This window comes from Mycobacterium sp. AZCC_0083 (assembly GCF_014202335.1).
In the GTDB taxonomy this organism is placed as follows: Bacteria; Actinomycetota; Actinomycetes; order Mycobacteriales; family Mycobacteriaceae; genus Mycobacterium.
This window is the reverse complement of record NZ_JACHGP010000003.1, coordinates 1-17,698: the sequence shown is the minus strand read 5'-3', so window position 1 is coordinate 17,698 and position 17,698 is coordinate 1. Positions and strand designations below refer to the sequence as shown.

Here is a 17,698-nt window from a genome sequence, read left to right as displayed (position 1 = left end):
GGGAAGGCAACTGCTGGTGGACTTCGCCGCTGACACCGATCTTGACCTCATTCGCGAAGGCATCCGCGCGATCTGCACAAAGTTCGACGACGACTACTGGGCCGGGTGCGATCAACGCCACGAGTTCCCGTGGGACTTCTACCGGGCGCTCGCCGATGGTGGCTGGATCGGCATCGCGATACCCGAGGCCTACGGCGGCAGTGGCCGCGGGCTGCTGGAAGCGTCAGTCATCCTGCAGGAGGTTGCCGCGTCGGGCGCGGCGATGAACGGCTGCAGCGCCATCCACTTGTCGATCTTCGGAATGCATCCGCTCGTCCTGCACGGTTCGGAGGACATCAAGCAGAGGTATCTTCCTAGCGTCGCTTCCGGGGACCTGCATGTGGCGTTCGGAGTGACCGAGCCCGACGCAGGCACCGAAACACTGGCGATCAAAACCCGCGCTGTCCGAGACGGCGACTCGTATGTCATTCGGGGACAAAAGGTCTGGACCTCCAAGGCCCAGGATGCCGACCGGGTGCTGTTGCTGGCACGAACAACGCCAGCCGAGGAATGCAAGCGTCGTACCGACGGGCTCACCCTGTTCATGGTGGATCTGCACGATCCCGCTGTGACCATCACTCCGATCGCCAAGGCCGGCCGCAACGCGGTGTCCTCGTGTGAGACGGTCTACGACGATGTCGTGGTATCGGTCGCTGACCGGGTCGGCGAGCAGGACAAGGGGTTCTACTACCTTCTTGATGGGCTCAACGCCGAACGGGTATTGATCGCGTCGGAGGCAATCGGTACCGGCCAGGCGGCGCTGAGACGCGCAGTCGGTTACGCCAACGAACGCGTGGTGTATGGCCGGCCTATCGGCCAGAATCAGGGTGTCGCGTTTCCACTGGCGGAGGCCCACGCCCGGCTCGAGGCCGCCGAACTGATCACGCGGCGGGCCGGCTGGATGATCGACCGCGGGCTGGCCAGCGGTCCAGACGCGAACATGGCCAAGTACTTGGCGGCCGACGCAGGCTTCCAGGCCGCCGACACGGCCATGCAGACACATGGTGGATTCGGTTATGCCGAGGAGTATCACATCGCACGGTACTGGCGCGAAGCGCGGCTGATGAAGATCGCGCCGATTCCACAGGAGATGATCTTGGCCTATATCAGCCAGCACGTGCTCGGCCTGCCCAAAAGCTATTAGCCCCAGTATTATTCAGGAAGGATGCCGACAGGTGACCAAGAGCGGTGAGACTTTCGACTACATCGTCGTCGGTGGGGGGTCGTCGGGATCGGTGGTCGCGGCCCGACTGGCCGAGGGCGGCGCCGACGTGCTGCTGTTGGAAGCCGGTGGCAGCGATCGGCGCATCGATGTGCGGATTCCGGCCGCGGTCGGTATCGCGTATCAGAAAGTGAACTGGAAATACCCGGCCGAGCCGGACCCGAGCCGCACCGGTGGTCCCGAGGCGTGGATGGCCGGAAAGGTGATGGGCGGGGGCGGTTCGATCAACTCATGCGTGTTCGTCCGCGGCAACCGGGCCGACTACGACGGTTGGGCCAAGCAGGGTTGTGCCGGTTGGGATTACGATTCGGTGTTGCCTTCATTTAAGCGAATGGAGACCTGGGAAGGCGGCGCCGACGAGTTCCGCGGCAATTCCGGTCCCATATCGGTGAACGTGCAGACCAACCGCGGCCAGGCCAACATGGCGTATCTGGACGCCTGCGTGCAGGCGGGCTACCAGCGCAACCCCGACTACAACGGCGCCTATCAGGACGGCGTCGCACTCGCCCAGGTGAACCATCGCCGCGGCACCCGCTCTCAAGCGTCGCGCGAGTACCTGCGCCGCGTCGCACCCAAGGGCAAGGTAACCGTGCGCACGGAAAGCCATGTCCATCGAATCCTGCTCGAAGGCCTGACAGCGGTTGGTGTCGTCTATCGCCACGACGGCGCTGTGACGCAGGTGCGGGCACGCGAGGAGGTCGTGCTCAGTGCGGGCTCCATCGGGTCGCCGCGCCTGCTGCAGCTATCCGGGATCGGTTCACATGCAGCACTTTCCGATGCCAATGTCGAAACCACGCTCGATCTACCCGGGGTCGGGCAGAACCTGCAGGAACATCCGTACCTGATGCAGCGGTGGCGGGCAACGATCCCCACCATCAACAAGATGCGAGTGGAAACCGCGGCGAAGGGACTGGTCGATTATCTGCGCAACGGCAGCGGCCTGCTGGCCTTGACGATGGTGCAGGTCCAATGCATGGCGCGCACCGAGCCTGGCCTGGAGGCACCCAATCTGCAGTTGCAGTTCGTTCCGTTCGCCATCACCCGTGGAGTCGACGAGAACGGCATGTTCAACGTGCAGCCAGCCAGGGAACAGGGGTTCCTTGCTTCGTCGACCTTCCTGCAGCCACGCGCTCGTGGCTCGATCACGCTGCGGGACTCGTCGCCGGAATCGATGCCTCGCATCGCGCACCAGTTCTTCAGCGATCCCGACGACCTACGCGACTGCGTGCGCGGCCTGCGGGAAGTGCAGCGCGTGATGGTGCAACCGGCGATGACTGCCATCACCGATGGACAGCTGGCGCCGGAGGCCGAATGCCGCACCGCCGCCGACTGGGAACAGTACGTACGCCAGACGGTGGTGCCGTCCTATCATCCCGTGGGCACCTGCAAGATGGGGATCGACGACCTTGCCGTGGTCGATCCCGAACTGCGGGTGCATGGCATCCAGAACCTGCGAGTCGCGGACGCCAGTGTCATGCCACGAATCACTCGAGGCAACACCAACGCCCCGTCGATGATGATCGGTGAACGCGCTGCCGAGTTGATCCTCGGTGCGCGGCGAGTGCCCGAACGGAGCATGTGATGGCCGACGACGATTCCGAGCCCGGTCTGACCCTGGGCGCGTGGCTCACCGCCGAGGCCCGACTTGACCCCGGTCGGCCGTTCGTCCAATGCGACAGCGATTGGGTGAGTCTCGGCGAACTGGACGCGCGATCCGACCGCGTCGCTGCGGCGCTGCACGCGGCAGGCGTGGAAAAGGGTGACCGGGTCGCGATCAATCTGCCCAACCGCCTCGAGTACATCGTGCTGATCTACGCCGTTGCCAAGGCAGGGGCCATCCAGGTGCCACTCAACACCTACCTGCGTGGCGATTTCCTTCGCCATCAGCTAGTCCAGACCACCCCCAAGCTCTACATCGGAGACAGTGCGGCGCTGGACCTGCTGATGCCGATCCTTCCCACTCTGACCGAGCGGCCGCGGTTGGTTCTGGTGGGGGAGCCCGAGGAGCGCCCAACACTGCAGCCCGACCTCTTGTACACCCAGTTGGAATACGCCCCTGCGGGTTTCACAAAGCCCGACATCGAACCCAGTGATGTATGCACGATCATCTACACCTCGGGTACGACCGGTCCGTCGAAGGGTTGCACCATCACCCACGGCTACTACTGCAATCTCATCAACGTGTTCATCGAATACGGCTGGTATGAGAAGGGCGACATCATCTTCGGGGCCAATCCGCTGTTTCATTTCAGCGGCCAGACGTGGCTAGTCGCAGCGGCGTTGGCCGTTCGCGGATCAGCCATCGTGGAACCCGCCTTCCACGCGACTACGTACATGGCACGTATTCGCGAGACCGGCGCAACGACCGCGATGGGCATGGGCGCGATGGGGATGGTGATCATGGCGCAGCCGCCCAGCGACGACGACCGCAACCACAAACTGCGCCACATCACGTTCATGCCCTCGACAGCCGAGTTCATCGAGCAATTTGAAAAGCGCTTCGGCATCGCCCCATTCGCCGAAGTGTTCGGCCAGTCGGAATGCTGGCCGGTGCTGCTGGGCGATCCGCGCGACAAACGTCACCCCGGGAGTATGGGGAAGCTGACCAGTGGCCTGCAGGTGAAGATCGTCGATGACCACGATCGTGAGGTCGCGGCAGGTGAACCCGGTGAGATCGTCGTGCGGCCCGACGAACCGTTCCGCCTCTTCTCCGGGTACTGGAACGACGACCCTGCGACAGTGCGCACGTTCCGAAATCTCTGGCACCACACCGGTGACTGCGGTCGCGTCGACGAGGAGGGGTACTTCTGGTTCGCCGACAGAAAGAAGGACTCGTTGCGCCGCCGCGGCGAGAACGTGTCCTCGATCGAACTCGAGTCCGCGATCTGTGCGCATCCCTCGATCGCACAGGCGGCAGTGCACGCCGTTCCGTCCGACCTCAGTGAGGACGACGTCAAAGCGTGTTTGGTGTTGGTGGAGGGAAAGGAGATCGAACCGCGGGAGCTGTTCGAATTCTTCCGAAAGTCGATGCCGTACTACGCGATTCCGCGCTACTTCGAGGTTTTCGAATCATTGCCGGCCAACGTCAACGGTCGCGTGCAAAAGTTCAAGCTGCGCGAACGTGGTATCACCGCGACCACTCTCGACTTCGACAAACTCGGTCTCGTGGTAGCGCGCTCCGACCGCCGCAGGCGTTGAAGTCTCACAGGCATCCAAGATGGCCGAACTGCAACGTGCTCGACGTGCCCAGCCGAGCATTCCTCCTTCCCCGCGGTGTGACCGCACGAGCCGTGCTGGCTTCAGCCATGCCCACTAACCTGAGCGAGCAGTTCCGGTTGTCGTTGCATCACTCGCTTACGACCGGCCGCGTCGTGATCACGGCGACGGGCCTAGGCCCGCACACGATCAACGCGATATCAGCCATCGCGCAGGCTCACCCCGACGCCTCGTCCCAGCTGATCATCGCCGCATACGAAGCGTTCGGTCGTGAGCACGTAGCGGTGCACGACGAGCCACGAAACCACGCGACGAAATCGAGTTCGGGCATCGTCCGCGCTGGCGCAACCAACGCGCCTCGCGATCGCATCGTTGCCACCATGCGTCCAGGCGGGTAACCGCATCGGAACGCGCTGACCTGATTCTCTTCAGCCCGGCGTTGGCGCACGACGGTCGGCCGCGACCGGTGCGCCCGACTGTGCCGCAACATGGGCACGGAGATCGAAAGCGGGGTCTCCGGCCTGTTCGGGCGTGAGGCCATCTCTCAGTGCGAGCAGCCTGCGCCCCGCCATGTGGTCACCGGGCCGGTTGAGCGACTCGACGCTTTCAAGCACACCGTCGTGGAATGTGAAGATCGAAAAGCGGCCGCCGTCAACGTCTCCGCGGAGCACGGTGTCATTCGATTCCGTGCCGAGCCCGGCGATCTGCAGCTTCAGATCGGCCTGATCGCTCCAGAACCAGGGCACACTGTCATAGGGTTCGGGGCGTCCGACGAGCCGGGCGGCCAGAGAACGCGGCTGCGCAGTGGCGTTATGCACCGACTCCAACCGCACCCGGCGGCCGCCGGCAAATGGATTGGGACACGACGTGCAGTCGCCGACCGCAGAAATCTGCTCGTCGTCGGTGGCAAGGTACTCGTTCACGACGATCCCGTTATCGACCTCAAGGCCAGCGTCCTCGGCGATGCCCGTGTTCGGTATTGCGCCGACGCCGACGAGAACCAGGTCGGCCGGGAACTCGCGGCCATCGGTCGTGGTTACCGAACTGACCCGGCCTGACGTGCCGGTCACGGCGGCCACGCTGGTGCCGAGTTCGACATGAAGCCCGCGGGAACGGTGTGCGTCGAGGATGTAGCCCGCCATTTCCGCAGATAGCACCCGCCCCATCAACTGGTCGGAGATCTCGACCACGGTGGCCTGGAGACCGAGTTTGGCCGCCGTCGCGGCCACCTCCAGTCCGATGAAGCCGCCGCCTAGCACGATGACGTGACGAGCGCTTCCCATGCGGTTGCGGATGTCGTCGGCTTCGGCGAGGGTGCGCAGACCAACGACCCCGTCGAGCTCGGCTCCGGGCAGCGGCAGCGTGCGGTTGCGGGCACCCAGCGCGAGCACCAGATGGTCGTAGTCGAGCAACGCGCCGCCATCGAGCCCGACCCGGCCTTCGATGCGATCGATGTGGCGCACCGATTCGCCGAGGAGTAACTCGATGTCGTGCTGTTCGTAGAAGCTGCTCGGGTGTAGCCACAGGGTGTCGCGCGCGGCCGCGCCGGTGAGGTGAGCCTTGGACAGCGGCGGTCGCTGATAGGGCGGGTGTGGTTCGTCGCCGACCAGCACGATCCGACCCGCGAAACCCAGCTCCCGCAGACTTGCGGCAGTGCGGGACCCCGCCTGCCCCGCACCGGCAATGATGACCGTAGAAGTCGACATCAGTACTGCGTCGGAGGTACTCGCACCACGAGCCCGTCCAGCTCGGGTCCCGCGGTGATTTGGCAGCTCAGCCGGGAATTCGATTCGCGCGGCGATGCCGTGTAGTCGAGCATTTCCTCTTCGTCCGCGCTGGGCGGGTCAAGGTGGCTGACGTCATCGTCGTCGACATAGACGTGACAGGTTGCACACGCCAGGGTGCCGCCGCATTCGGCAACGATCTCGGGAATGTCGTTGGCCGTGGCCGCTTGCATCACCGAGGTCCCCTCGGCGACCTCGACGATGGTTACCTCGCCGCCTGGCCGCAGGTAGGTCACTTTCACCACGGGCTCGCTCCCTCCTCTCCTGCTTTTGGCTAGTCTAAACCGAAACCGATTTTTGTCCATCGGATTCTCTGCGCGCCGCAGCGGTTGCAGTGATGCGTGCTCGGCACCAAATAGCTTGTCCTGCGTCAATACCGCAACAAGTGTGATGTGCTTGACATCTATGGGGAGGCGAGATACAAACGGCATAGTTCTAATCCGACGCAGAATTAGATCCGCCGCGGGGCACGCCCGGGCAGTGCGGCGGATCCGGCCGAGCGCTAGTGCGCTCGGCGAGTTGAGTCCAGACAGGAGCCGCATCATGAATGATCACGACGTCGTCGCGTCGGCCTCGGTGGATAGTTCGCCGACCGTTGATTTCAATCCCTTGGACCCGGAGTTGGCCGATGACTACTGGCCGCGGGTGAATGGGCTTCGGGAGAAGTGCCCCGTCGCGCGAAGCACAGCACACTGGAGCGCCGAGAACTCAGGATTCTGGGTGATCAACACCTACAAAGAAGTCATGGACGCAGCCGTCGACTGGAACGGCTACAGCAGCGCCGAGGGGGCAACGCCCGTTCAGTTCGACCTCGATATCCTGCGCATGGTTCCGCTGGAAACCGACCCACCGCTGCATCGCGGTGTGCGCAAGGCCTTGAACCCGTTCTTCGCGCCGGAGGCGCTGACCGCGGCCGAGCCGAGTATTCGGACGACGGTCGACGGCCTGATCGACACGTGCGTCGAGCACAGCCCGGTGGACTTCGTTGGCGCCTTCACCTCTCAGCTGCCACCGATCGTGTTCTTCGAGACCTTCCTCGATCAGAAGGCGTCGGACATCGGCTGGGTCCTCGAGGTTCTTGACGTGTTGATGACGCAACCCGAGAAGGCGCTGGAAGCAGCGCCCAAGCTGTTCATGTTCTGTGCCGAGCTACTGGGCAAGCGCCGCACCGAAGGTCGTACGGACGATCTCGCAGGCGTAATCGCACACCTGGGCACCGGCACGTTCGATGACGGACTCGAGCTAGACGACCGGACCAGGATGGAGACGCTCAACATGACCATCATGGCCGGCATGGAGACAACCATGGGCGGATTGGCGAGCGTCGCCCGCATTCTGGCCACGGACAACACTCTGCGGGAGAGCTTGCGCGACGCGCCGGAAAAGGTGGTCGATCGCCACATAGAGGAGTTCCTGCGCTTCGAGTCGCCGGTTCCCACCGCTGGCCGCACGCTGACCGCCGACACGGAGCTACGGGGTTGCCCGATGAAAGCGGGTGACCGGATTCTCCTCAATTGGGCTGCGGCCAACCGTGATCCGGAGAAATTCGCCGATCCCGACACCTTGAATTTCGAGCGGCCCAACGCTTCGGCGCACCTGGCATTCGGCGCAGGTGTTCATCGCTGCCTGGGCAACCACCTGGCCCGCCGTGAGATAAAGGCCGCGGTTCGTGCCATCAGTGAGTTGGCGGTCTTCCATCTAGAACCCGGCCATGAGGTCAAGTATCGGCCATCCTTCGCCAGGGGGCCGGTGGCCCTCCCGATCCGTGTGGAGCGCTGATATGGGAACCCTTGACGGACGCGTGGCGATCATCACCGGCGGTGGGCGCGGGATTGGTGGTGCCGTGGTGAAACTCTTTGCCGCCGAGGGGGCCACCGTGGTCGTCAACGACATCGGTGCCTCGCTCAGCGGGCTGGAAGCAGACGAAAGTCCAGCCGCCGCACTTGTTTCCGAGATCGAGGCAGCGGGTGGTACCGCGGTGACCGACGGTTCCGACATCTCGGATCACAACGCCGCCAAAGACCTCATCGACTGGACCATCGAGCGGTTCGGCAAACTCGACATCCTCGTCAACGTGGCTGGCATCCTGCGCGATCGGATGATCTTCAACATGTCCGAGGAAGAGTGGGACGCCGTCATCCGGGTTCATCTCAAGGGGCACTTCAACACGATCAAACCGGCGGCGGCGCATTGGCGAAAGATCGGCGACCCGGACGCGCAGAACCGGATCATCAACTACACCTCGCGGGCCGGCCTGCACGGAGCCCCGGGCCAGCCGAACTACTCGGCGGCGAAGATGGGGATCGTCGGGCTGACCTACTCGTGTGCGGTGGCACTGAAGAAATACGGAGTGACCACCAACGCCATCTCGCCTGCAGCGGCCACGCGGATGACGGCCACCTTCAAGGACGCCGACGCGTACAGTTCGGGGGCTGACGAGCTGTCGCCCGACAGCATCGCACCGATCGCCGCCTACCTCGCCTCTGAACAGTCCGGTTGGTGCAACGGGCACGTCATCCATGCGCGTGGGTATGAGCTGTCGCTGTACAGCGATCCACAGCCGCTGGTCACTACGACCTCTGACGGGCCATGGGACCTCGGAAGGTTGGCCAAAGAAGTCGAAACTCAGTTCCGGCCCATCACCGACGCCGCACCGCCGAACCCCTTTGCCTGATGTCGATCAGGGGCAAGGCCTACATCGCCGGGGCTTACGAACATCCGGGGCGCAAGCTTCCTGACACGTCCATCCCGCAGATCCACGCCGAGGTCGCTCTCGGCGCGCTGGCCGACGCGGGACTCGGGCTTGGCGACGTAGACGGCTATTTCTGCGGCGGGGACGCGCCGGGCCTTGGCGGCCTGGCCATGGCCGACTATCTCGGGCTGACCCTGCGTCATATGGACAGCACGGATATGGGCGGGTCGGTCTACATGTCACACGTCGGGCACGCTGCGGCCGCAGTCGCCGCAGGCAAGTGCCGGGTCGCGCTGATCACTCTGGGCGGCCGCCCACGCACGACGTCACTGCGGGCGCCCGGACAGTTGATGGGCGAACCCCCGGAAAAGGCCTTCGAGCCGATCTTCGGCGCCAACGTCAGCGCGCTGTATGCCCTTGCCGCCCAGCGGCACATGTACGAATACGGCACCACCAGTGAGCAATTGGCCGAGATCAAGGTCGCTGCTTCGGTACACGCCCAACACAACCCGAACGCCATGCTCCCTGACGTCGTGACGGTCGACGATGTGGTCAACTCCCCGATGGTCTCTTCCCCGCTGCACCGGCTGGACTGTTGCGTGGTCACCGACGGCGGCGGTGCGCTCGTCATCGTCGCTGAAGAAGTCGCCAAGGAGCTGGACCGGCACTGCGTCAAGGTGCTGGGCCATGGGGAAGCCGTGGAACACACCAGGGGCGGTTGGCAAGACATCACCGTGACCGGCGGCGTGCGTTCGGGTGCGGATGCTTACGCCGAGTCCGGTGTAAGTCCTGCCGACATCGATTACGTCGGTCTATACGACTCGTTCACCATCACGGTCTTGCTGGCCCTGGAAGATCTGGGCTTCTGTGCGAAAGGTGAGGGTGGCAAGTTCGTGTTGGACGGTGCTCTGCAAGCCCCGCATGGTCGGTTGCCCTTCAATACCGACGGTGGCTCACTGTGTAACAACCACCCAGCCAACCGTGGCGGGATGACCAAGATGATCGAGGCCGTGCGACAACTTCGCGGCGAAGCGCATCCGGCAGTGCAGGTTCCCGACTGCACCCTGGCACTGGCGCACGGCACCGGCGGCTGGCTCTCCACGAGGATGGGTAATGCCACCGTCATTCTCGGGCGGGAGGACGCGTGAGCACCCCACAGTTGCCCGCACCGACTCCCGAGATCGCTCCGGAAACGGCGGCGTTCTGGGCGGCAACCCTCACCGGCACCCTGCTGTTGCAACGCTGCGGTGGTTGCGAGCAGGCGTGTTACTACCCGCGCTACGTGTGCCCGCAATGCCACTCCACCAACCTGATCGACTTCGAGGCATCGGGGCGGGGCACCATATACAGCTACACCGTCACCAGTCGCGGGATTCTGGAGTATGCGAACGCAGGCGCGTACGTCCTGGCAATGATCGAGCTCGACGAAGGCCCGAAGATGGTGTCCAACATTATCGATTGCGATCCAGCCGGGCTCGCCATCGGGCAGCGAGTCGAGGTGGTGTTCTCCGACACCGGTGGTGGCGGCGCGCTGCCGCGATTCCGGCCGACGGTGTCGGAGTCGTAATGGGCACCTGCACTTTTCGAGTCGAACCGGGTCATGTCATGGTGTTTGCCCGCGCCGTCGGCGACGAAGAAATGGGCGACGGCGTACCGGCACCGGGAACGGTGATTCCGGTTACCTTCCCGAGTACCGCAGCGCAATTCGACCCGACACACATGCTCGGCCTGCGGGCGTCCGGGGCACTGGCTGACACCACATCACGCATCGGTGGCAGCGTCTTGCACGCGGAGCAGGAGTTTGAGTACTTCGCACACGTGCGCGTGGGTGACCACCTGACCGTCACCGAGTACGAGAACGCGACCTGGCGCAAGCACAGCCGCCGTGCGGGCGACCTGCTATTCCGGGAGATCCTCAAGGATTACCGCGACGCCGCGGACGAACTCGTACTTCGATCACGAATGGTGTTGGTGGAGACCGAGTTCGCTGTCCGCGAGGTTGAACAGTGAGCGGTGGGGCCGCGTCTGTGGGCGAGGATCTGGTCGTCGGAGCCACCCGCCAACGCACGGTCATCGCTGAGGTAACTCGCACCCAGATCGTGCAATATGCCGGCGCCTCCGGCGACTACAGCCCGCTCCACACCGACGAGCCATACGCGGTACGCGCCGGCTATCGCGGTGTGATGGCTCACGGGATGCTAGCCATGGCTGCCACCGAACTAGTCCTCGCCGAGTGGATAGGCCGCGAGCGGCTGGTTCGCTATGGGGTCCGCTTCGTAAACCCGGTCTGGCCCGGTGATTCATTGCACGCGGTCGCGACGGTGCGGGAGCTGCGTGATGCGCCGGACGCCCGCTTCGCCGAGATCGACATCGTCACCACCAACGAGCACGGCGTCACCGTGCTGTCGGGCAGCGCCAGCGCCCGCATCTGACTCATCGGAGGCCACTGTGACTAAACATCCCAACGCCCTGGTCGTGCGCCGGCTAATGGCTGCGTTGTCGAACCAGGACCGCAATGAAATCGAAGCAGTCCTCGATGAGAACTGCGTGTGGCGGGTGCCTGGTCACAACGTGCTGTCCGGCGATTACGAGGGTCGCCGCGCGATCTTGACCCTCTTCGGCAAGATGAAGCGAATCTTCACCGGCCCAGCCCAATTCGACGTCATCGACATCACCGCCAGCGCTGACTATGCCGCCGCCTATCAGTACGGCATCGTTCAGGTAGGCGAAAACTCGGTTCGGCTTCGGGAGTGCCTGGTGTATCGGATTGCGGGCGGTCGGGTGATCGAGGTTGACGAATTCCAGTTCGACGGAACTGCTTTCGACGAGGCGTTCTCCGAGGACGCCGTTGCGGCGGCAACGGCAAGGCCGTAATGAGTCGCGCCGCCGCTCGCACCGTCGACCCTGTCACAGCCATGACGCTGGTCGACGACGGTGCACATATCGTCGCCGCGCCCGGCTGCGGTGCGCCGACAACGATGCTCCAGACAGTCGACAAGGAAGCCCCCGGGCGGGAGTGGACGTTGAGCTCAGGGTTGCTCCTGGGCGACTACCCCTTCCTCGGGTCCGTCACCAGTGGGGCACTGCAGTACCGGACATGGCACGTCACAGCACCGGTCAAGGGACTGGTCGCCGACGGCGTCGTCACCTTCGTGCCGGTTCGAGCCTCGAGGATCGCGGCGCTGCTCGCAACGTGGGGCGTGGACGTCGCGCTGGTACGGGTCACCCCGGCGGACCGGCACGGCTTCCACTCACTGGGGCCTTCCGCTGGATACGGACTCGATGCGCTCCGATTGGCGCGCGTGCGTATCGGTGAGGTCGATCCAGACCTGCCGTGGACGTTCGGCAACACCATGGTCCACGAATCGATCTTCGATGCCCTTGTCGACACCGCCGACCCTACGCCCCAGTATGTTTCGGCCAAGCCCAGCGCCGTCAGCGATCGCATCGCAGAACATGTGGTGAACCTGTTGCCGAGCAATCCGACGCTGCAGATTGGCATCGGTGCTATTCCTGAGGCGGTGGTGGCGTCACTGGCCGAGGCGGATCTCGGGCGCGTCCGGTTCATGGGGATGGCCACCGATGAGATGGTGGACTTGTTCGATCAGGGAATCATCCAGGCTAGCGGTGATCAGCCCGCGATCATGTCCCCGGAACTGATGGGCACTGAGCGACTGATGCGATTCGCCGACCGTAACCCTGCGGTGGCTGTGTACCCTTCTTCGATCGCCCACGATGCCGTTGGTCTGGGGCGGACAGAGCGATTCGTGTCGGTCAACACCGCGATCGAGGTGGATATTCTCGGTCAGGTGAACAGTGAGACGATCCGTGGGCGCCAGATATCGGGCATCGGCGGCAGCCTCGACTTCATTGACGCAGCCACCCGCTCGCCCGGCGGTATGCGCGTGATCGCCCTGCCATCAACGACACCCGACGGGTCCCGGTCACGCATCGTCGCCGCTGTCGGCACCGTGACCATCCCCCGATCGATGGTCGACATCGTGGTGACCGAGTACGGAGTTGCTCGCCTCGATGGTCGAAGCTTGGCTGAGCGACGACAGGCACTGATTGCCATCGCCCATCCCGACCACCGGCAGGCGTTGGCATCTAACGAAGAGGCAATGTTGTGACCGTCCACCGTCGCCGAGGCAAATATCTCGAAGAACTCATCGTCGGCGACGTCTACGAGCACCGACCCGGCCGCACCGTGACTGAGGCCGACAACGTGCTGTTCACCACCCTGACCATGAACACCCAAAGCCTGCACTTGGATGCGGCGTTCTCGCAAACCCAGGAGTTCGGCCAACGCTTGGTCAACAGCTTGTTCACCATGTCGACCGTGGTGGGCCTCAGCGTCGCCGACCTCACCGAAGGAACCACTGTCGCCAATCTTGGCTTCTCCGAGATCCGCTTTCCCACACCGGTTTTCACCGGGGACACCCTGACGGCCGAGACCGAGATCGTCGACAAACGGTTGTCCACCTCACGACCGGGCCAGGGAGTGGTGACGTTCGAGCACCGTGGCCGCAACCAGCGGGGAGAAGCTGTCTGTACTGCGCGGCGGGCCGCTTTGGTGCTCTGCGCCAGCCAAGCCAGCCAGTGATGTCGATAGCAGAGGAGTTGAAAGTGGCTACAACACAAGCAGATCCCCGGTCCGGAGAGGGCGATCTCGCCGGCGACGGCGCAGTCATCGAGGTTCGCTGCCCCGCTGACGGGCGGGTGGTGGGGTGTGTCCCCGATCTGGGTCCCGCCGCTGTAGCTGCCGCTGCCGCACAACTCCGGGCGGCCCAGCCAGCGTGGGAGGCGCTCGGCCCGAACGGACGGGCGATCCACATGCGTAATTTCCTGGACTGGATCCTGGACAACGAATCCCGTCTGGTCGGCATCATGCAGGAAGAGACCGGCAAGTCATGGGGTGACGCCTCGCTTGAGATTTCCATGGCGGTGGACCTGATCAACTACTACAGCGGGCATGCCGCCGAATTCCTCGCCGACCGCAAGATCGCTGGCTGGGGAGCTGGCGGCTTGACCAAGAAACTGCGTGTTTTTGCCCGCCCGTATCAGCTCGTGGGGATGCTCACTCCGTGGAACGGCCCGCTGGGCGGTCCGATGCTCGATGGTGTGGCAGCGTTGATGGCAGGCGCAGCAGTGCTTTTCAAGCCATCGGAGTTCACCCCATTGACGTGGGGGGAGGCCACCAGAGGCTGGCTGGAGGACATCGGGGCACCCCCCGTCCTGGCCAACGTGACCGGCGGCCCACAGACCGGCGCGGCTGTCGTCGAGGAAGTCGACATGGTCATGTTCACAGGCTCGACGCACACGGGACGCAAGATTGCCGCCCGTGCGGGTGAGCGACTGATTCCCTGCAGTCTTGAACTGGGCGGCAAGGATCCGATGATCGTGTTGTCCGATGCCGACATCGATCGCGCCTCGAGCGCCGCAGCGTGGGGCGCCATGTGGAATTCGGGCCAGATCTGTATCTCGGTAGAGCGCGTCTACGTGGAAGCCCCGGTGTTCGACGAGTTCGTCGCAAAGGTCACCGGCAAGGTGCAGAGCCTTCGTCAAGGCATGGACCAGGACGGCAGTTTCAGCACTGACGTCGGGGCCATGTGTACGCCGGCTCAACTGGACATCGTCGAAGAACACGTCAACGACGCGGTGGCTAAGGGCGCGCGGGTGCTCACCGGCGGAAAGCGCGGCCGAGACGGTCAGTTCTTCGAACCGACCGTCCTCGTCGACGTGGATCACAGCATGCAGTGCATGCGCGACGAAACCTTCGGTCCCACCCTGCCGATCATGAAGGTGGCCGACGAAGCCGAAGCGGTGAGGCTGGCCAACGATTCGCGTTACGGGTTGAGTGCCAGCGTGTGGACGCGCGACTCACGACGCTGCGACCGGATCACACGCCAGCTCGAGGCCGGTGCGGTCAACCAGAACAACGTCATGATGAGCACCTTTCAACTGACCATTCCGATGAGTGGTTGGAAGGAATCGGGTGTGGGCAGCCGCTCCGGCGGTGCCGCCGGCATCCTCAAGTTCTGCCGACAACAGTCTGTGGTCTCCGAGCGGGTCCATCTCAGTGCGGAGCCGCACTGGTACCCGTATGCACCTCGCAAGAGCAAGATCCAGGCCAAGCTGGTGCGCCTGCTCGGTGCCCACGACTGGCGGCGCCGACTGGGGCGTTGACCGCTGGAGTGTCGTCGCGTGGCCCACATGACGCGTGGCCACCCGTCCCGCTGAGTACACCACCGGTTTCTACGACTGATTTGTCCTCTAGGTGGTTGTTCTGTGACGAAAAGCACCTGTATAGGACGACCAAAGTCGTCAATTAGCGTGTTGTCCTCTACCGTCAATAAATGTAAAATCTAACTGAAATTAGGCACCTGAGGCCGTCGGTCGGGCCCAGGCAACCGGAGGAGAAGGCGTGCCATGTCGATGATTGAGCCGCACTGCCCGGTCGATGAAGCGCGGTTGAAGCGGGCTCTGGGTGTTGCCAATTTGCCCACGCTGACGATGGTGCTATTTCAGCTGACTGGCGATCAGCGTTGGCTCGACGATCCCTTTCGCCCGGTGCGCTCCTCGGGCTTGGGTCCCAATGACGCGGGTGGCTTTCCGCCCGGGATCGCCGAAGAGATTCGCGCGTCCGCCGCGTCGGCAATCATGGCCTGGTCCATCGGCCGGGCCGCGGCCGTGTCGATACCGAATCCCGAACTGCTGCGCCGGATGTTGAGTATCTGCATGGCCGAGGAGATTCCGGACGAATATGAACGGGTCATGCGTGACGAGATGGGGTTGGTCCCAACAGTGCCGCCGAAACCGCTACACCCCAAGGACTTCCGGGTCGCGATCATCGGTGCGGGAATCTCGGGAATCATTGCCGCGGTCCGGTTGCGCGAGCTGGGAATCCCGTTCGTCATCCTCGAACGCGAGCAGGAGGTCGGCGGCGTCTGGCTCACCAACACCTACCCCGGCGCAGGCGTCGATACGCCCAGCTACTTGTACTCGTTCTCCTTCTTCCCGCGACATTGGTCGACCCACTTTGCCAAGCGCAACGAGATGGCGGCGTACATCGCAGACGCTGTCGATCACTTCGATCTGCGGCGCCATATCATTTTCGGCACCGAAGTCGCCAGGGCGGTGTACGACGAAGCAACGCAAACATGGGAGCTCACATCCCGTGACAGTGACGGCTCGGAGCGTGCTGTTTCCGCCAACCTCCTCATCAGCGCCGTCGGGCTCTTCAACAAACCGAAGACCCCCGACATCCCGGGCATGGAGCGCTTCACCGGACCAATGTTCCACACGGCGAACTGGCCGGAGAACTTGGACGTCACCGGGAAGCGTGTCGCGGTGATCGGCACGGGTGCCAGCGCGATGCAGGTGGTGCCGGCGATTGCCGACAAGGTCTCACAGGTAACCGTGTTCCAACGCTCTCCCCAGTGGGTCGGACCGTGCGCAGAATACTTCGCACCCGTACCCGAGGATGTGCACTACCTGATGGACCACGTGCCGTACTACCAGGCCTGGTATCGCTTCCGGCTCGCGTGGGTCTTCAACGATCGAGTTCATCCGTCATTGCAAATCGACCCGCAATGGGAGCATTCGGGCCGCTCACTCAACGCCGTCAACGATGGCCATCGCCGCTACTTCACCCGCTATCTCGAGGGCCAGCTCGCAGACAGGCCGGAGCTGATCGAGAAGTGCCTACCGCAATACCCGCCGTTCGGAAAGCGCATGCTGCTCGACAACGGCTGGTTCGCTGCGCTCAAGCGTGACAACGTCGAACTGCTTACCGAAGGTGTCGACAGCATTACCAATCGCGGTGTCGTCAGCCAGAGCGGTGATGAGGTGGAGACCGATGTCGTGGTGTTCTCCACCGGTTTTGAAACGACCCGCTACCTACAGCCGATCGAGTTCGTCGGGCGAGGCGGCAAGCGGCTGCGCGACATCTGGGGCGACGACGACGCGACCGCGTACCTAGGCATCACGGTGCCGGGTTTTCCGAACCTGTTCCTGATGTATGGCCCCAATACGAACTCCGGTGCAGGCGGCTCATACTTCTTCATCGGAGAATCGCAGGGCCGCTACATCATTGATGTCATCACGAAGATGATCGAACGTGGCATCGGCGCAGTGGAATGCCGAACTGAGGCGCACGACGGTTGGGTGAACGAGGTCGACGAAGCGCATTCGAAGATGGTGTGGAGCCATCCGGGGATGACGACCTACTACCGAAACAAGCGAGGACGGGTTGTCAACAATTCGCCGTACCGCGTCGTCGACTACTGGTTGAAGACCCACGATGCGGAGTTGGCAGACTTCGTCACCGAACCGGCGCTGGGCGACGTGGGGGTGCGAGGATGAGCGGCACCCGCGCCGCCCAAGGCGACATCGCCAAATCGGACCCAGAGCTGACTCAACGCTTCATGAATATCGTGCGACCGCTTGCCAAGCGATGGCATCGCTCCGAGGCGCGGGGCCTGGAATCGATTCCGCCCGGTGGAGCGTTGGTGGTGTCGAACCATTCCGGGGGCGTGATCGCAATGGACATGCCGGTCTTCGCCGTCGACTTCTACGAACGGTTCGGCTATGACCGGCCGGTGTATACCCTTACCGCCGACATCTTGTTCCGCACCCCGGCCGCCGATCTGGTTAGACATCCCAGGTTCGTAAGGTGTCAAGCGGCTTTGGCGGGTTGGCGGTGTGCCCAGGCGGTGTGTTCGTCGTAGGTGCTGTGGTGGCGGA

The 17,698-nt window shown here is 63.6% G+C and carries 18 protein-coding genes; 16 read left to right on the top strand and 2 right to left on the bottom strand.

Going from position 1 to position 17,698, the window contains the following annotated elements; translation table 11 throughout:
* Window positions 1-16 precede the first annotated feature (16 nt).
* The 4 genes from HNP02_RS07125 (at window position 17) to HNP02_RS07110 (ending at window position 4,875) form a co-directional block, all read left to right on the top strand.
* On the top strand, window positions 17-1,183 hold the full coding sequence (locus HNP02_RS07125; RefSeq protein WP_184436659.1) for an acyl-CoA dehydrogenase family protein: 1,167 nt from the start codon (window positions 17-19) through the stop codon (window positions 1,181-1,183).
* A gap of 31 nt (window positions 1,184-1,214) precedes the next feature.
* Window positions 1,215-2,843 carry a GMC family oxidoreductase gene (locus tag HNP02_RS43655; protein ID WP_184436657.1) on the top strand — a complete coding sequence of 543 codons (1,629 nt, stop codon included), beginning with the start codon at window positions 1,215-1,217 and terminating at the stop codon, window positions 2,841-2,843.
* The gene (locus HNP02_RS07115; protein WP_184436655.1) at window positions 2,843-4,459 is read left to right on the top strand and encodes an AMP-binding protein; all 1,617 of its coding nucleotides are present in this window, start codon (window positions 2,843-2,845) and stop codon (window positions 4,457-4,459) included. The genes HNP02_RS43655 and HNP02_RS07115 overlap by 1 nt, the downstream gene beginning before the upstream one ends.
* Window positions 4,460-4,566: 107 nt before the next feature.
* Window positions 4,567-4,875: a hypothetical protein gene (locus HNP02_RS07110; RefSeq protein WP_184436653.1), complete on the top strand. Its 309-nt coding sequence runs from the start codon at window positions 4,567-4,569 to the stop codon at window positions 4,873-4,875.
* Window positions 4,876-4,905: 30 nt separating this feature from the next.
* On the opposite strand, the gene HNP02_RS07105 is transcribed toward HNP02_RS07110, so the two are convergent.
* Complete coding sequence (locus HNP02_RS07105; protein ID WP_184436651.1) at window positions 4,906-6,183, bottom strand: NAD(P)/FAD-dependent oxidoreductase; 1,278 nt, start codon at window positions 6,181-6,183, stop codon at window positions 4,906-4,908.
* Window positions 6,183-6,506, bottom strand: a complete 324-nt coding sequence (locus HNP02_RS07100; RefSeq protein WP_184436649.1) for a 2Fe-2S iron-sulfur cluster-binding protein — start codon at window positions 6,504-6,506, stop codon at window positions 6,183-6,185. The genes HNP02_RS07105 and HNP02_RS07100 overlap by 1 nt, the downstream gene beginning before the upstream one ends.
* Before the next feature lie 298 nt (window positions 6,507-6,804).
* Between HNP02_RS07100 and HNP02_RS07095 the strand changes: the two genes are divergently transcribed.
* The 12 genes from HNP02_RS07095 (at window position 6,805) to HNP02_RS07040 (ending at window position 17,682) form a co-directional block, all read left to right on the top strand.
* Window positions 6,805-8,040 (top strand): cytochrome P450, encoded by a 1,236-nt coding sequence (locus tag HNP02_RS07095; RefSeq protein ID WP_184436646.1) that lies wholly within the window; start codon window positions 6,805-6,807, stop codon window positions 8,038-8,040.
* A gap of 1 nt (window position 8,041) precedes the next feature.
* Window positions 8,042-8,935, top strand: coding sequence for an SDR family NAD(P)-dependent oxidoreductase (locus tag HNP02_RS07090; protein WP_184436644.1), 894 nt, complete (start codon window positions 8,042-8,044; stop codon window positions 8,933-8,935).
* Window positions 8,935-10,101 carry a thiolase domain-containing protein gene (locus HNP02_RS07085; protein ID WP_184436642.1) on the top strand — a complete coding sequence of 389 codons (1,167 nt, stop codon included), beginning with the start codon at window positions 8,935-8,937 and terminating at the stop codon, window positions 10,099-10,101. The genes HNP02_RS07090 and HNP02_RS07085 overlap by 1 nt, the downstream gene beginning before the upstream one ends.
* Complete coding sequence (locus HNP02_RS07080; protein ID WP_184436640.1) at window positions 10,098-10,520, top strand: OB-fold domain-containing protein; 423 nt, start codon at window positions 10,098-10,100, stop codon at window positions 10,518-10,520. The genes HNP02_RS07085 and HNP02_RS07080 overlap by 4 nt, the downstream gene beginning before the upstream one ends.
* Before the next feature lie 38 nt (window positions 10,521-10,558).
* Window positions 10,559-10,963 (top strand): MaoC family dehydratase N-terminal domain-containing protein, encoded by a 405-nt coding sequence (locus HNP02_RS07075; protein ID WP_255506308.1) that lies wholly within the window; start codon window positions 10,559-10,561, stop codon window positions 10,961-10,963.
* Entirely contained in the window at window positions 10,960-11,385 is a 426-nt protein-coding gene (locus HNP02_RS07070; RefSeq protein WP_309241455.1) for a MaoC/PaaZ C-terminal domain-containing protein, read from the top strand. Before HNP02_RS07075 ends, HNP02_RS07070 begins: the two co-directional genes overlap by 4 nt.
* A gap of 16 nt (window positions 11,386-11,401) precedes the next feature.
* Complete coding sequence (locus HNP02_RS07065) at window positions 11,402-11,827, top strand: nuclear transport factor 2 family protein (RefSeq protein ID WP_184436628.1); 426 nt, start codon at window positions 11,402-11,404, stop codon at window positions 11,825-11,827.
* 41 nt (window positions 11,828-11,868) lie between these two features.
* The gene (locus HNP02_RS07060) at window positions 11,869-13,083 is read left to right on the top strand and encodes an acetyl-CoA hydrolase/transferase family protein (RefSeq protein WP_184436626.1); all 1,215 of its coding nucleotides are present in this window, start codon (window positions 11,869-11,871) and stop codon (window positions 13,081-13,083) included.
* A complete protein-coding gene (locus tag HNP02_RS07055; RefSeq protein ID WP_184436624.1) occupies window positions 13,080-13,556 on the top strand; it encodes a MaoC family dehydratase in 477 nt (158 codons plus the stop codon). The genes HNP02_RS07060 and HNP02_RS07055 overlap by 4 nt, the downstream gene beginning before the upstream one ends.
* A complete protein-coding gene (locus HNP02_RS07050; RefSeq protein WP_184436622.1) occupies window positions 13,556-15,139 on the top strand; it encodes an aldehyde dehydrogenase family protein in 1,584 nt (527 codons plus the stop codon). The genes HNP02_RS07055 and HNP02_RS07050 overlap by 1 nt, the downstream gene beginning before the upstream one ends.
* 243 nt (window positions 15,140-15,382) lie before the next feature.
* Window positions 15,383-17,317 (top strand): NAD(P)/FAD-dependent oxidoreductase, encoded by a 1,935-nt coding sequence (locus tag HNP02_RS07045; protein WP_309241453.1) that lies wholly within the window; start codon window positions 15,383-15,385, stop codon window positions 17,315-17,317.
* Window positions 17,314-17,682: a 1-acyl-sn-glycerol-3-phosphate acyltransferase gene (locus tag HNP02_RS07040; RefSeq protein ID WP_184436620.1), complete on the top strand. Its 369-nt coding sequence runs from the start codon at window positions 17,314-17,316 to the stop codon at window positions 17,680-17,682. Before HNP02_RS07045 ends, HNP02_RS07040 begins: the two co-directional genes overlap by 4 nt.
* Window positions 17,683-17,698 lie beyond the last annotated feature (16 nt).

Excerpts from the sequence above, each read along its gene's own strand:
- HNP02_RS07105 (WP_184436651.1), bottom strand. The coding sequence starts at position 6,183 with ATGTCGACTTCTACGGTCATCATTGCCGGTGCGGGGCAGGCGGGGTCC.
- HNP02_RS07095 (WP_184436646.1), top strand. The coding sequence starts at position 6,805 with ATGAATGATCACGACGTCGTCGCGTCGGCCTCGGTGGATAGTTCGCCG.
- HNP02_RS07110 (WP_184436653.1), top strand. The coding sequence starts at position 4,567 with ATGCCCACTAACCTGAGCGAGCAGTTCCGGTTGTCGTTGCATCACTCG.
- HNP02_RS07060 (WP_184436626.1), top strand. The coding sequence starts at position 11,869 with ATGACGCTGGTCGACGACGGTGCACATATCGTCGCCGCGCCCGGCTGC.
- HNP02_RS07090 (WP_184436644.1), top strand. The coding sequence starts at position 8,042 with ATGGGAACCCTTGACGGACGCGTGGCGATCATCACCGGCGGTGGGCGC.
- HNP02_RS07045 (WP_309241453.1), top strand. The coding sequence starts at position 15,383 with ATGTCGATGATTGAGCCGCACTGCCCGGTCGATGAAGCGCGGTTGAAG.
- HNP02_RS07040 (WP_184436620.1), top strand. The coding sequence starts at position 17,314 with ATGAGCGGCACCCGCGCCGCCCAAGGCGACATCGCCAAATCGGACCCA.
- HNP02_RS07050 (WP_184436622.1), top strand. The coding sequence starts at position 13,556 with ATGTCGATAGCAGAGGAGTTGAAAGTGGCTACAACACAAGCAGATCCC.
- HNP02_RS07085 (WP_184436642.1), top strand. The coding sequence starts at position 8,935 with ATGTCGATCAGGGGCAAGGCCTACATCGCCGGGGCTTACGAACATCCG.
- HNP02_RS07075 (WP_255506308.1), top strand. The coding sequence starts at position 10,559 with ATGGTGTTTGCCCGCGCCGTCGGCGACGAAGAAATGGGCGACGGCGTA.
- HNP02_RS07115 (WP_184436655.1), top strand. The coding sequence starts at position 2,843 with ATGGCCGACGACGATTCCGAGCCCGGTCTGACCCTGGGCGCGTGGCTC.